The organism is Paenibacillus sp. S-38 (genome assembly GCF_049942825.1).
GTDB lineage: Bacteria > Bacillota > Bacilli > Paenibacillales > NBRC-103111 > Paenibacillus_G.
The window spans coordinates 3,520,637-3,536,477 of the sequence record NZ_CP187970.1 but is presented as its reverse complement, the minus strand read 5'-3'; the positions used below and the strand labels follow the sequence as shown (position 1 = coordinate 3,536,477).

The 15,841-nt window shown below is 58.6% G+C and carries 5 protein-coding genes; all 5 read right to left on the bottom strand.

What is annotated here, in order from left to right; genetic code table 11:
* Nucleotides 1-18 precede the first annotated feature (18 nt).
* Entirely contained in the window at nucleotides 19-186 is a 168-nt protein-coding gene (locus ACP26L_RS16205; RefSeq protein ID WP_426454022.1) for a hypothetical protein, read from the bottom strand.
* Between the two features lie 189 nt (nucleotides 187-375).
* On the bottom strand, nucleotides 376-930 hold the full coding sequence (locus ACP26L_RS16200; protein ID WP_426454021.1) for a TetR/AcrR family transcriptional regulator: 555 nt from the start codon (nucleotides 928-930) through the stop codon (nucleotides 376-378).
* Nucleotides 931-1,116: 186 nt separating this feature from the next.
* A complete protein-coding gene (locus ACP26L_RS16195) occupies nucleotides 1,117-2,178 on the bottom strand; it encodes a sensor histidine kinase (protein ID WP_426454019.1) in 1,062 nt (353 codons plus the stop codon).
* On the bottom strand, nucleotides 2,175-2,852 hold the full coding sequence (locus ACP26L_RS16190; RefSeq protein ID WP_426454017.1) for a response regulator transcription factor: 678 nt from the start codon (nucleotides 2,850-2,852) through the stop codon (nucleotides 2,175-2,177). Before ACP26L_RS16190 ends, ACP26L_RS16195 begins: the two co-directional genes overlap by 4 nt.
* A gap of 240 nt (nucleotides 2,853-3,092) precedes the next feature.
* Nucleotides 3,093-15,788 carry an amino acid adenylation domain-containing protein gene (locus ACP26L_RS16185; protein ID WP_426454015.1) on the bottom strand — a complete coding sequence of 4,232 codons (12,696 nt, stop codon included), beginning with the start codon at nucleotides 15,786-15,788 and terminating at the stop codon, nucleotides 3,093-3,095.
* Between the last annotated feature and the right edge of the window lie 53 nt (nucleotides 15,789-15,841).

Genomic DNA, 15,841 nt, shown 5'->3' with positions numbered 1-15,841 from the left:
GTAAATAGCCGCAGCCCTTTACCGATGGGAGCTCCACCGTTTCACCAGGAACACCAGAAGATAGCCGGCCAGTACGATCCCAACGGACAGCAGCGGAACGGTGAAGTTGATGAATCTGCCGAATAAGTAAATCGTTCCGACCCCCATCAGAAAGGTACTGACGAGATTGAAGACCATGTTTCTCATGATTCCATCACCAGCCTCCCTTCCGAGCTGCCCCAACTTACTGGACCGCGGGCGAGTCAAACTAATTATGGAATATTTTACCACAAGCACAGTCATCTGTACATCCGACAGTGCGTACCAGCTCCAGGCTGTCTACCGGCTGGTGCAAATCCTTCTAACGACCCTGCACTCAGGTGATCTCAGCTGTCATTACTGGGTTCCAGCCTTATGCACCGGCTTGATCTCCGGCATCCCCAGCACGGCGGACACATGACAGAGCATCCCGTTCGCCATGAACGTGCTCGTGAGCACTTCGGGATCGGGCAGCCCCGCTTCACGGAACTTGTTCTCCACCTGCGCCCACACTTCCCTCAGGCCGGTCCGCATCGTCTCGCGGATGCCTTCCTCGGGAATCGTCTGGCCGTGGACCTGCAGCACAATCTCCTGATGATGCGTCGTCATCAACCCTTCGTAGGCCGCGATCATCTCCCCGAGCAGCGCTTCCCGCGGGGCCTGCACCCCGTCGAATACACGCCGGATCCGGCCGAAGGCCTGCTGCAGCGCCGCCGTGAAGAGCTCTTCCTTCGTTTTGAAAAACTTGAACACATAGGGCTGCGAGATCCCCGCCTTCTCCGCAACATGAGCGGTGGTCGCCTTATAGTAGCCCCACTGTGCGAAGACGCACACGGCCGCTTCAAGGATCTCCTCCCTGCGGCTGACGGACGCCGCCTCCCCCTCAGCCGTTCTTCCGGATTCCCGGGCCATAGTCAATCCCTCTTTTCGAAAGTGATGATAGTGATAGTGAATCAAAGATGCATCCTGATGCGTCGCTCTAATTAGTGATTGATCAATTACAACACATCCTTAGCTTACCAGATCATACCCGTCTCCGCAAGCTTGGTACCCCCCCCGGGATTTCCGTTGAATCGAAGCACCGGGGGATTGGGCCGGTCATTTCTCTTCAGGGTCACTGGGGGCCAGGAGGCCCGGAGGCGTGGAATAAGCGGAAACAGCGACGGTGTAATCGTCGGACAGCTTATAGAAGGTGACCGTAAACTCCGTATACACCCCTTCTTCGCTTGAAGCATTGAGTCCAATGCGCAGGCGGTCGGCCATTTTCTTCGCGTAATACAGCCCCATTCCGGTGGATTTCGTCCCAAGTCTGCCGTTCTTGCCGGTAAAGCCTTTATCAAAAATCCGGGGCAGATCCTCGCGCGGAATCCCGATTCCGTTATCCCGAATGCGCACAGCATAAGTGCGATCCGTCTCTTGGGCGGTGATGATCAACCGGCCGCCCGGAGCCGTATATTTGCTGCAGTTGTTGAGAATTTGACAGAAGATATCAAATACCCATTTTTTGTCGCTGATGACCGCAAATGGCTTCAGGTCCGTCTCAATCTCGATATTTTTATGAATGAAGAACAGGGAGTTTTCTTTAATGGCACGCCTCAGTTCCTGACGGATGTCAACCTCCTCCGCCGTCATATCTTCCCGGTAATGGTTCGCTCTTGTCATTTGAAGCACCTGATTGATCCGGAACTTGATCTGCTCAACCTGGGCGCGAAGCTCATGGCCGTTCTCTACCTCGCCGAGCAGCAAATCGCACACGGCCAGATTCACTTTGATGTCGTGCGCCCACTGGGTCATGTACTCCTGGGTATCGTTCATGCTTCTCTTATAGCTTTCCTCCGCGATCCGGTACTGCTGCTTGTGATCCCCCAGCAGCCTCGTCATCGTGTCGAAATAGATATCACCGGCAGGCACGGTTCCCCTTCCCTTACGCTGCGGCCCGAAATGGTCCAGGAATGCGGCATAAGCCCTTCTTTGCCGGATATAGCCGTAACCGAACAGGCCAAGCTGTGCCGATAGGATCAGCACGTCCATATACACGAGGTCCGCCGTCTCCTGAGCGAGCGCCGGGCTGCTGAACAGCACTCCGTTCATCAGAAGCAGCAGCATCAGATTGCCGGTGAGCCACAGCTTGTTCATCTTTACATAATCGCGCAGTCTCATGGAATCAGGTATCCCATTCCTTTTTTCGTTTGTATCCAATCTCCGACCCCGATCTCTTCGAGCCTTTTCCTTAAACGGTTCATGTTCACCGTGAGCGTGTTCTCGTTTACGTACAGGTCATCATTCCAGAGCTGCTTCATCAAGCTTTCCCGCGTGACGACCCGGCCTCGGTTCTCCATCAGCGTACGCAGCATCCGGAACTCGTTCTTCGTAAGCTCCAGGCTCTCTTCCCCGTAATACAGCTTGGTATCGTTCAAGTTCAGAATGACCTGACTGCATTCGATGAGCTGCGTCTCCGCCGTCCTGTATTCATACGTGCGCCGAATGATGGCCTGCAGCTTCGCCACGAGAACATGCGCGTCAAACGGCTTCTGGATATAATCGTCCCCCCCGCTGTTCATTGCCATGACGATATCCATTGAGCTGTCACGGGAGGAAACAAACACGATCGGAACGCTGGACACTTCTCTGATTTTGCGGCACCAGTAGAACCCGTCGAATGCAGGGATGTTAATGTCGAGCAGCACGATATGAGGCTCGGCCGCTTCGAACGGCTTCCAGATCTGTTCGAACTCTTCGCAGATGACACTGGCTTGATACCCCCAATTGACAAGCAGCTTCCGCATCGCTTCCGCCATATCCTTGTCATCTTCGATGATGAGTACGTTGTACATCCATTTTCCAACCTCTTCCTCAATATCTAGTTTTATATAAAAATAGTACCATGCTATGGAGCGATCTTCAAACTTCGGGGGATACGGATCGAACCCTGGTGAGATACACATTCTTACATATCCAAAAAGGATGAGCGCCGTGGGAATCTCCCTGCGGACGCTCATCCTTATTGGATCATTTATTTTGTTACCGCTCAAGCTGAGGCCTTCACTTTATACGATACTTTGATATTAAAAAATTTAAAAAACTTCGATTTTGCTCGTTTGTTTCAAAATCTCCCGAAGCACGGCCGCATTGGAGAGTAGGTTCGCCCCCGCAATCATTTCCCCATGCGTTCCAAAACCGGAATAACGCTTGTAGCCCTTGGTCGTAAAATAGCTCCAATCCAGTGGGACAGCTGTGGCATTCGTGCTGTTCGGAGCCTCCCCTTGCTTCTCGGATTCGACCAGATGGATACGGGCCCGTACGACCTCTTCATTGCTCATGCTGTTCAGATAGTCGGAATAAATGCGGATGCGCTCCACCAGCTTCAAGCGGAAGGACTCGTTGTCCAGCAGCGCTTTGTAATACGGGTGGGCCGCGGCCTCTTCCATCAGCTCGTCGTGCAGGCGGCGCTGATCGCCGTCCTGGATTTGGACGGCCGTGCTGTCGAATTTGCCGCTGTCCAGCATGATCACATCCGAGACCTCCAGGCCCCGCCGGTTCAATTCCACCGCCACTTCGAACGCCAGATTGCCTCCCGCCGAATAACCGAACAGCACGTACGGCCCTTCCGGCTGCACATCCGTGATCAGCTTCACATACCGCTCGATGCGGTCCTCGCTTTCGATAAAATCAAACGAGTAGAAGGAATGCGAATCGAGACTCCGGGCCAACTCGCTGTACACGATGCCGAGTCCCGCAATCGGAGGAAAGGCAAAGAGATGCACATCCCGTTTCTCGTTCAATAAGGCCAGACCGTCTTCCTCCAGCCTGCTTCTCAGCTCTTCATGCAGGAGGAACGGCGAGAGAAGCTTGATCGTCGGATATTTGTACAGGCTGGTTAGCGGCAGACTGACATGGAACTCATCCTTGATCATCGACGATAACTTCACAAGGCTCAGTGAGCTGCCGCCCGCTTCGAAGAAATGATCCTGGATCCCGATGCCCGGGATCCCCAGCACCTCTTCCCAGATCGCAGCCAGCCGGGCTTCCGTCGGGTTCCCCGGCGCTTCATATACTCTGCCCTCCAGCTCGTCCGCCGGAAGATTCGCCAAGGCCCGCTTGTCCACCTTGCCGTTCGGCGTCAGCGGAAGACCATCGAGTGCTTTCAAGTGAGCCGGCACCATGTAGTCCGGCAGGCTTTCCTTCAGATAGGCGATGATGCCGGCCTTGTCGAAGACACCGCTGACCGTGACATAAGCGGACAGATATTTGCCCCGACGCCCGTTTTCTTTGGCTATCACGGCCGCCTCGGTAATGGCCGGATGGCCGGCCAGCCTGCGCTCAATTTCATCGAGCTCGATCCGGAAGCCGCGGATCTTCACCTGATGGTCCGCCCGGCCTACATACTCGATGCTGCCGTCCGGAAGCCACCTGGCCAGGTCGCCGCTGCGGTACATCCGTTCGCCGGGCAGGAACGGGCTCATGACGAACTTCTCAGCCGTGAGGTCCGGCCGGTTCCAATACCCCCGCGCCAGGCCTTCCCCCGCGATGCACAGTTCGCCGACCACCCCGACCGGCTGAGGCTGCAGGTCCGCGTCGACCATGTAAATCCGGTGATTGGCGATCGGACGGCCGATCGGCACGGACTTCAGCCCGCTGACTCCCGCCGAAGCCTCCCAGACCGTCGTGCAGATGGAATCCTCGGTCGGGCCGTAGGCGTTGAAATAGCGGACCCGGCTCTGCCACTGGCGGACCAGCTCCATGGAGGAGGCGGAGCCGGCAGTAATCAGCTTGGTCATGCCCGGCAGCCGCTCCGGTTTCAAATAAGCGGCATAGGCCGGCGGCAGGGTAGCCGTGGTGATGGCATGCTCGTTCATGAACCGCTCGAAAGCCGGATAGTCGAGAAGCGTTTCCTTGGACGGAATATACAGGGCTGCGCCAAAGAATAAGGCTTGGCACACTTCCCACGTGGCCGCATCAAAGGACAGACTGGCGAACTGAACGACACGGTCCTCTTGCGTCATGCGCAGGACCTCGGCGAACACCCGCTTCAAGCTGCATAACCCGCGGTGCTCCAGCATCACCCCTTTGGGTCTGCCTGTTGTCCCTGACGTATAGATGATGTAAGCGAGATGGCTTGGGCCGGGCACCGGCGGAAGGTTGGAGCTGTCTTCACCGGCGTACAGGGATTCGTCATCGACCGGCACCACCGTGCCTGTAAAATCGATTCGTTCCTGCAAACGGCTCTGCAGCAGCAGAAGCCCCGTGCCGGAATCCTCCAGCATATAACGGATCCGCTCCTCCGGGTATTTCGGATCGATCGGCACGTAGGCGCCTCCGGCCTTCAAGACCGCGAGCAGCCCGACGACCATCTCCAGGGAACGCTCCAGCATCAATCCGACCGGCTGGTCCGGCTGTACCCCGAGCGCTCTCAGCCTGCGTGCGAGCCGGTTGGCGCGTTGGTTCAGCTCACTATACGTCAGCCGCCGGCCTTCGCACACGACAGCCGTGCCATCCGGCGTCCGCTCCGCCTGCTCCTCGATAAGCTCATGAATCGTTTTGCCGGACTCATAGTCCGCGGCGGTATCGTTGAATTCCCGGTACAGCTGCTTCTGCTCCGCAGACGTCAGGATGCCCAGCGCGGCAATCGGCGTATCCTGTCCGCCAGCAATGGCCGTAAGCAGCTGTCTGAAGTGCACCGCAAAGCGTTCGATGGTTTCCTTCGCATACAGCGCTGCAGCATATTCGATCCGGCAGGCCAGCCCTTCGCTGCTCTCCGTTACATCCAGGGTCAAGTCAAAGCGGGCCACCGTGTTTTGGTTCGGATAGGCGGCAAGCTGCAGTCCTTCCAGCTCCAGTGCCCTGTTCTCCGTGTTCTGCAGGACAAACATCACGTCAAACAACGGATTGCGGCTCAAATCCCGGGACACCTGCAGCTTCTCAACCAGCTCCTCGAACGGATAGCTTTGATGCTCATAAGCCCCCAGTGTCGCTTCCCTCACTTCCTGCAGATACGACCGGAAGCTCTTGGTTCTCGCCGGATAGCTGCGGATGGCAAGCGTGTTGACGAACATCCCGACCAGCGGCTGCACGTCCGGGTGGGTTCTGCCGGCAACCGGCGTTCCGACGATCAGGTCCTCCTGCCCGGTGTATTTATGAAGAAGGATGGCGTACGCCGCAAACAGTACCATATACAGGGTCGCTCCGTTGTCCGCGGCCAGCCGTTTCAGCTTCCCGCCAAGCTGCGCATCCATATGGAAAGAATAGGTGCTGCCTTCAAACCTTCGCACAGCAGGACGGTCATAGTCCGTCGGCATTTGCAGTACGGGCAGCTCCCCTTGGAACTGCTGCAGCCAGTACGCTTCATGGCCGGCCGCCAGCGCTTGCTGCTCCGCCGACTGCTGCCAAACGGCATAATCTTTATATTGAATGGACAGCGGAGGGAGCCCCTCACCGAAATACAAGCGCCCGAACTCTTCGGTCAGAATGTCCATCGACACCCCGTCGGAGATGATGTGATGCAGATCCAGCATCAGAAGATGCCGCTGCTTCGACAGCTCGATCAATCCTACGCGAAGCAGGGGCGGCTGCGTCAGTTCAAACTTGCGGACAAAGCGGCGTACGATGTCATGCGCTTCTTCCTCGTCCGCCTGCATGAATTCCACAGCGAACTTCACCTCCGGCTCGATCAGCTGAACAAGTTCGCCTTCCACCAGCTCAAAGCCGGTGCGCAGCGCTTCATGCCGGGCGATCAGCTTGCGGAATGCTTCCTCGAACCGGGTCCGGTCCAGCTCTCCGTCCAGCACGAGCACGCCTGTCATGTTGTAACTGATCTCCGCGCCTTCCAGCTGCTGCAGGATGTACAGACGTTTTTGCGCCGACGAGACCGGATAATAGGCGCTTGGAGCCGCAGCCGGAATATTCGCATACGCCACCTTCTCCATTCCTGCAATGGCCTCCGCCATGTCTTCGACGGTCGGGCAGCGGAACACCTCGCGCAGCGGAAGCTCGACGTTCAGCTCTTTGTGCACTCGATTCACAAGCTGAGCCGCCTTCAGGGAGTGTCCTCCCAGCTCGAAGAAATGGTCGCTGACTCCGACCTTCTCTACTCCCAGCACCTCCTGCCAGATCCCGGCGAGCTTCTCCTCCAGCGGGGTCCGCGGACGGATATATTCCGCACCGAGGTGGAGTTTGCCGTCCGGAGCAGGCAGGGCCTTGCGGTCCAGCTTCCCGTTAGGCGTGAGGGGCATCTTCTCCAGCTGCACGAAGAAGGATGGGATCATGTACCCGGGCAGGTCCTGCGCCAGCTGTCTTCTGAGCTCGCTCGCCGGCAGGGAATGCTCCGCAGTAAAGTAAGCGCATAGCTGCATCTGCCCCGCAGCGTCCTTCCGGCCGATGACGACCGCTTCCTGGATACCCGGGAGGCCGAGCAATCGCGCCTCGATCTCGCCGAGTTCGATCCGGTACCCGCGGATCTTGACCTGATTGTCAATCCGCCCGATAAAATCCACATTGCCGTCCGGCATCCAGCGCGCCAAATCGCCCGTCCGGTACAGCCTCTCGCCCGGCACGTACGGATTCGCAACGAACTTCTCCTCCGTAAGCTCGAGCCGGTTCAGGTACCCCCGTGCGACCCCGGCACCGCCTATGCACAGTTCCCCGGGCACACCGACGGGTACCGGCCGCAGCCGGGCATCCAGAATATAGAACCGGGCGTTAAGCCAAGGCCTGCCGATCGGAACATTGCCGGCTTCCGGGAGATTGCACAGCGGCTCGTCGTAATAGCCGGAATCAATCGCGGCTTCGGTCACGCCATAGGCGTTGATCAGCCGGAACCGTGAGCCGAACCGCTCCTGCATGAAGCGGTAGTCCGCTACGCTGCAGCTGTCGGAGCTGGTAATCAGCAGCTCCATGGAGCTCAGCTCGAGCCCGTTGTCGGCCAGGTAGTGCAGGAACGGGACGATCAGCGCCGGCGTCGATTCGAACACGGTAAGCTGGTATTCACGAATCCAGCCGTACATCCGCGCCGGATCGATGCGGTCGTCCTTCGGGCAGATGACCATCATCCCGCCGTTATACAGCGTCCGGGCGATATCCCCGACGAATACGTCGAAGGAGAAGCTGGCCAGCTGCAGCAGCCGGACCGGGATTCGGTCCAGCCGGTAATCGCGGCGGTAAGCGGCGGCCGTGTTCACGAGTGCGCGGTGTTCGATCATCACCCCCTTGGGCAGTCCTGTCGTTCCCGAGGTGTAGATGATGTAGGCCAAGTCTCCCGGCTCGTTTATCAGCGGCAGATTCGAAGCATCCTCCGCATAAGATGCCGCATCATCCAGACAGAGCACCGTGCGAAGGGCCGGGCTCTCTCCCAGCGCATCCGCCAGCGGACCGCCGGTGAGGCTCCTCTCGGTAAGCAGCACGGCAGCGCCGCTGTCCCGCAGCATATAGCTGATGCGGTCGGACGGATAGTCCGGGTCCAGCGGAACATACGCGCCGCCGGCTTTCCACACGGCGAGGACGGCCACGAGCAGATGGACGGATCGGTCCGCCAGAATGCCGACGACCGATTCGCGGCCGATCCCGGCTTCCCGCAGCTTACGCGCCAGCCGGTTGGCCTGCCCGTTCAGCTCCCGGTACGTCAGCCGCTCTTCCATGTACACGACAGCCGTTTCATCCGGTGTCCGGATGGCCTGCTCTTCCACATGCGGATGGAACGTCTCCTCAGGGGCATAGCCTTCCCCCACGCCGACGCCCGCGAATTCCTCCAGCAGCGTTACCCGTTCCTGCGGTGTGATCATCTCGATGTCGGCAAGACTCTCCTCCAGCAGATTCGGAAGGTCGGCAGCGAGCTGGAGATAGTGGCTGCCCAGCCGGCGGACCGTCTCTTCCCGGAACAGCCGGGTACTGTATTCGAAGCTGATCTCCAGCGAGCCCGGTCTCTCCAGCACATTCACGCTCAGGTCAAACTTGGAGATGCTGCTGTCGAATCGAACGGGGTCCAGAACAAGTCCGTCCTGTCCTGCCGCCGTTTCCCCGGAAGCCAGCCCTTCTTCCGTGTTCAAAGCGAACATGACATCGAACAGCGGATTGCGGCTGATGTCCCGGACGACGTTAATCTGCTCAAGCAGTTCCTCGAGCGGATAGCTTTGGTACTCGTACGCCTTCAGGGAATGTTCTTTGACTTCGCGCAGAAACTCGGCATACGTTTTGGCGGCGGCAGGTCGTGCCCTTAGCGCCAGCGTATTGACGAACATCCCTACGACCCCGGCGAGATCCGGGTGGTTCCGGCCCGCCACCGGCGTACCGACAATGATATCCTCCTGCTCGCTGTACTTGGCCAGCAGAATATACAGGGCCGAGAGCAGCACCATGTTCAGCGTGCTTCCCGTCTGTTTGGCGAGCGACCGCAGCCGCTCCGTTCCGGCCTCGCCGAGGGACAGGCGCAGCGTGCTGCCTTCAAAGCTCTGCACGGCAGGCCGCTCGTAATCATACGGCATATTGAGCACGGGCAGCTCGTCCTGGAACAGGCTGACCCAATACTTCCTCTGCTCATTCATATGCTCCGAACGAAGGCCCCCATTCTGCCATTCGGAGTAATCCGGATATTGAATCCGCAGCGGATCCAGCATTTCTCCCCTGTACAGCCCGGCAAACTCCTCCGCCAGAATCCCCATGGATACGCCGTCGGAGATAATGTGGTGCATATCGAGCAGCAGATACGTCGCATCACCGACGCGAGCCAGTTCCGCCCGGAACAAAGGTGCTTGGGCCAAATCGAATATCCGGATAAACCGGTGGATCGCACTCGCAAGGTCATCCGCGCTCCCCGCTCCTTCGCTAACCTGCACATGGAAAGCGATGTCCGGGTGCACGATCTGCACGACTTCTCCATCCCTTGTCTCAAAGGAGGTGCGGAACGCGTCATGCCGCTTCACCAGCCCCTGCAGCGTGCGCTCGATCTTCGCCTTGTCGATCGTACCGCTCAATCGGAATACGGCGGGAATGTTATAGGCCGTGCTCTCTTGTTCAAGCTGCTGCAGGGTATACATCCTCTTCTGTGCGGAGGACGCCGGATACACCGGCTTGGCTTCGGCTTTGGGAATGCCTTCATGCACCCCGGCAGCAGCTTGCTCCAAGTACCCGCTCAGGCTTTTAATCGTCGGGCATTCAAAGAACGTCCGCAGAGGAACCGCTTTATGAAGCTCCTTGTGAATTAGGCCGATCGCTGCCATCGCTTTCAGCGAATGTCCCCCAAGATCGAAGAAATGATCCTCGATTCCGATCCTCCGCACACCGAGCACGTCCTGCCAAATCTCAACGAGCTTCTCTTCCGCAGCGTTCCGCGGCGCTTCGTAAGTGCCTTCCGCAAGCTCTTCCGGCGAAATGCCGGGCAGCGCCCGTTGGTCCACTTTGCCGTTGGTCGTCAGCGGCAGCTGGTCCAGCACCTTCATATAGGAAGGGACCATGTAGTCCGGCAAGCTTTCCTTGAGATACGACCGCACGGCGGCTCGCTCGAAACCGCCTTCCGTCGTGAGGTAAGCACATAAAACCTTGCCCTGTTCTTCGGTTTCCCGAACCGTGACGAACGCCTCTTTGACCGACGGATGCCCGGTCAGCCTGTGGCGGATTTCTTCGAGCTCAATGCGGAAGCCGCGAATTTTCACCTGGGTATCCGCTCGGCCCTTATACTCGATATTACCGTCCGCCAGCCACCTGACCACATCGCCGCTCCGGTACAGCCGCTCCCCGGGGACGAACGGGCTCGGCACGAATTTATCCGCCGTCTGCTCAGGAAGATTCAAATACCCCCGGGTTATGCCGTCCCCTCCCAGTACCAGCTCTCCGAATATGCCTTTGGGCAGCAGTTCTCCCCTCTTCCCTACGACATAAGCCGTTGTATTGCTGATCGGCCTGCCGATGGGAATATTCGTACTAAAGTCCCTTTGGATGGGGTAGCTCGTTGAGAATGTGGTGTTCTCCGTAGGACCATACCCGTTGGAAATCTGCAGATCCGGACAGGCTCTTCTCACCAGATTGATATGCTTCGGAGACAGGGCTTCGCCGCCCACGAGCATAAAGCGCACGGGCCGGAACATCTCCGGCTTCTCCTGAGCCAGCTGGTTGAACAGAGCTGCGGACAGCCACAGAATGGTGATCCGGTTGTCCTCCAGCGCCCGTCCAAGCTTGTCCGCCGACAGGATCGTGTCCTGCGGAACCAGAACCAGCGTCAGCCCGTTCAGCAGCGCGCCCCAGATCTCGAATGTCGCGGCGTCGAAGACCAGCGCCCCGGTAGGCAGGATGCGGTCGTCCTCGCGGAACTCGACATAGTTGGTGTTCTTCACCAGGCGTACCACGTTACGGTGCTCTGCGAGGATCCCCTTCGGCTGCCCGGTACTGCCGGACGAATACACGACGTAAGCCAAATGCGAGACCTGCGTACCGGTATCCGGATCAGGCTCCTCCAAGCTTGCTCCCTCCGACACGGCTGCGATATCGAATGTGATGCCCGCAAACGCAAATCGTTGGCTTGCCCCTCCGGAAGTCAGCAGTATGCCCGCTTCGCAGTCGTTCAGCATATATTCAATCCGCTCATTCGGATAATCCGGATCGATCGGCAGATAAGCCCCGCCGGCTTTCAGAATGCCGAGAACACCGATCAGCATCTCGATCGAACGTTCGACCATGATCGCCACGACGGTATCCGCCCGGACCCCCTCGCTTCTCAGCACGCGCGCCAGCCGGTTAGCCCTGGCGTTCAGCTCGCGGTAAGTAACGCTCCTGCCGTCGTACACGGCGGCTGTCCGCTCCGGCGTTCTCCGAACCTGCTCCTCAAAGAGCGCATGAATCGTCAAGTCGCGCGGGTATTCCGTACGTGTGTCGTTCAACTGCTCCAGGATCTCGCGTTTCTCTTCCTCGGTGATGAGGTCGATGTCGGCAAGCAGCGTCTCCCGGTTCCCGCCGATCTGCCTGATGATGTGCTTGTAGTGGAGGGCCATTCTCTCCACGGTGTCCGCCTCGAATAATGCCCGGCTGTACTCCAGTCCGCATTCGATGGTGCGCTTGTTCTCGCTGGCATGAAGCGTCAGATCAAACTTCGACAGACCGCTCTCGCGCTTCACCTGGTTCAGCCGGAAGCCCTCCAGGACCTCCTCGGACTCCTCTTCGTCATGGCTCATATTGAACATCACGTCGAACAGCGGATTGCGGCCCGGATCGCGCTCCACCTGAATGGCATCGACCAGCGATTCGAACGGGTAGCCGTCATTCTCGTAAGCTTCCAGCGCATGCCGCTTCACTTCCGCCAAAAATTCGGAATACCGCTTCGCCCCTGCAGCCTGATTGCGCAGCGCCAGCGTATGGACGAACATCCCCACAATGTTCTGCAGATCCGCATGCGGTCTGCCCGCGGCTGCGGTGCCGATGACGATGTCTTCCTGGCCGCTGTATTTCGCCAGCAGGATATAATAAGCCGACAGCAGCACCATCTGGGTCGTGCTCCCCGTCTCCCGCGCAATGCTCCGGACAAGGTCCGCCTCGGATTCATCCAGCGAGAACCCGACCCGTCCGCCTGCGAAGCTCTGCATGACGGGACGTATGCGGTCATACGGCAGGGTCAAGACCGGAATCTCGCCCTCGAACCGTCCCTTCCAATAGGCCTCCTGCCGGCTCATCGCTTCCGATTGGAGCAAGCGGCTCTGCCAGGCGGCATAATCCTTGTACTGGATGCGCAGAGGCTCCGGCTCGCCGCCGCGGTACAGCTCAGCGAACTCCCGCATGAGCAGCTGAGCCGACACCCCGTCACTGACGATATGATGCATGTCGGTCATGAGATAGGTCCGCCCGCCGGTTTCGGCCAACTCTGCCCGAAACAGCGGCGCCTTGGACAGATCGAAGGGCCGTACGAAGGACTGCATCAGCGAAGCGGGATCTTCACCGTCCGCCTGCCTTAGTGCAAGCCGGAATGGGATGCCCTCGGGATGAACCTGCTGCAGGATCACGCCGTCCCGGTCCTCAAAGGAGGTGCGGAGCGACTCGTGTCGGTCGATCAGCCCCCGGAACACGGCCTCCATGCGCTGCCTGTCGAACACTCCCTCCACTTCGCAGATCAGCGGCATATTGTACGCGGTTCCCTTCTCGAGCTGCTGGATGAGATACATCCGTTTCTGGGAGGTGGAGGTCTCGTACCATTCCTGCGGTGGGCAAGGTTCGATCTGGTCATAGGGGCTGGATGCCCCTTCCGCCCCCGTATCGATCAAGCCGGCCATCTCCCGAAGGGTCGGATGCCCGAACAACTCCTTCAGCGTCAGCTTGACCTTCATCTGTTTGTGAAGCTTGCTGAGCAGCGAGGTGGCCTTGAGCGAATGGCCGCCGAGATCGAAGAAGTTGTCGTGAACACCGACGCGCTCCGCTCCCAGCACTTCGCTCCAGAGCTGAGCCAGACGCTGCTCGGTCCCGGTCTGCGGGGCTTGGTAGAAGCCTGCTCCCGCACGCTCGAAGTCCGGCTCCGGCAGGGCCCGCCGGTCGATCTTGCCGTTCGTGGTCAGCGGCATGCGGTCCAAGGGGATAAAATAAGCAGGCACCATATAGGCGGGCAGATGCTCCTTCAAATAAGCTTTGACTGCGGCCGGATCCGCCTGCGGGGTCCCTACGAGATAGGCCGTAAGATACGGCTCTTTCTGCGGGCTCATCTTGACCAGAACGACGGCTTCTTTAAGCTCCGGGTGGCCCAGCAGCCGGTTCTCAATCTCCTTGAGCTCAATACGGACTCCTCTGATTTTCACCTGATTGTCGCTTCTGCCGAGAAATTCAATCGTACCGTCCGGCAGCCACTTGGCCAAATCGCCGGTTTTGTAGATCATCCCGCCCGGCTCAAAGGGACTCGGGATGAAGCTGCGGGCCGTCAGGTCGTCCCTGTTCAGATAGCCGCGGGCCAGCCGCTCACCGCCGATGCACAGCTCCCCCGGTACGCCGACCGGGACGAGCGCATGATGCCGGTCCACAATGAATACTTTCGTGTTCGCCACGGGCCTTCCGATCGGAACGCTTCCGCCCGGTCGCTGCCCCACGCCAACCCCTCTCATGATCGTCGTATCTACCGTATTCTCCGACGGTCCGTACCGGTTCACAATCTCGGTCTGCGGATTGAGCTGACGGGTATACTCGATGGCTTTCAGCGGCAGTTCTTCCCCTACGAAGGTCGCGATCTGCAGGTCGCTGACATCCTCCGCCTCCAAAAACTCGATCAAGGTCAGATAGATGGAAGGCACGCTGATGTAGTGGGTGACCGGAAGCCGCTTCACATATTCGCTGATGGCATCCGGCTTCGTCATCTCCTCGCCGCTGACCAGAATCACGCCGCTTCCTGAGATGAGCGGTGCGAAGATCGACGTGATAAACCCGTCAAACGCATGGTTGATAATGGGCAGCGAAAGATGACGCTCGCCATAACCGTATTCCTGACCCTCCCAAAGGAGTGTCAGGCTTAACGTGCGGTGCTCGACCATGACGCCTTTGGGATTGCCCGTGGTTCCCGAAGTATAGATGACGTAGGCCAGGTCGTGAAGCCCGGCTGAAGGCTCAACAGGAGCGGTATCCCCTGCAAACAGCCTGGAATCGGCGGCATCCAGCAGCTCGCCGGCGTAGTCCAATTCGGCGGCAAGCGCGGGAATCGAAAGCAGCAGCTTCACTCCCGCTTCCTGAAGAATGTATTCCTTCCTGGCCTTCGGATGGCCCGGATCCAGCGGCAGGTAAGCGGCTCCCGACTTCAGGATACCCAGTATGCCGACGATCAGCTCCACCGAACGCTCCAGCAGAATGCCGACAACCGACTCCGGCTTCACGCCCTGGGCTTGGAGCAGCCTGGCCAGCGCATTGGACTGTTCTTCGATGTCCCGGAACGTGTACGGCTTGTCCTGGAACCATACGGCCGTCCTGTCCGGCGACCTCATAGCTTGTGCCGTGAACAGCTCCGGCAAGGTCAGCTGGCTCTCCGCATAGGCCCAGTCGGTACGGTTAAACTCGTTCAGAATTTGGGACCGCTCACGCTCCGATGCGATCGAGATCCCCGCAATGACTTGGTTCGGCTGCGCCAGCATTTGCCCGAGCACTTCGAAGAAGGCGCCGGCGAACCGTTCGATCGTCTCCCGCTGAAACCATCCCGCGTTATACACGAACACGGCTTCGAGCGAGCCGTCTTCCCCTTTATTCAAAGCCAGGGTCATTTCGCTGCTGCTGGAATTCGTTATGTATTCGATATCGCTTGCGCTGTGCAGGGTATTGAGGCTTGCACGGATCGGGAACAGCTCCTGCAGGGACCCGCACACGTTCGCCTGCTGAAGATGGGCCTCCACATCCACATACTGATGCTCGTACGCATCCAGCGTTTTTTGCTGTATGTCTTTGAGCAGCTGCTTGACGCTCCATTCACCGGATACGCCGGTTTTGAGCGGCAGCACCTTGTTCGGCACCGCACGGCTTTTCTGCCCGCCGGGCGCATACGCCGGAATCCCGATAATCCGCTCCTCGCGCCCCGTATACTTCATGAGTCCGATCGAGAGTGCAGACAGGAAGACGACATACAGCAGCATATCGTTGTTTTTGGTAATGGTTGTGACGTTCCCGGTAAGCTCAGCCGGCAGAGGATAAGCGATACGCTCCTGCCGAAATGCTGATCTGTCGAAGGAATCGAAGCTCAGGCCGTTTCGTTCCACTTCATCGAGCCCGAGACTTGTCCAATACTTCATGGAAGGGGTGGGGTCCTCATGCAAAATGCCCGCCGGGGTTTCTTTGTTCATGATAAACCTCCATTCTAGTGTACAAAGCCCGTCCGCCCGTGCCGGTCCGGGGC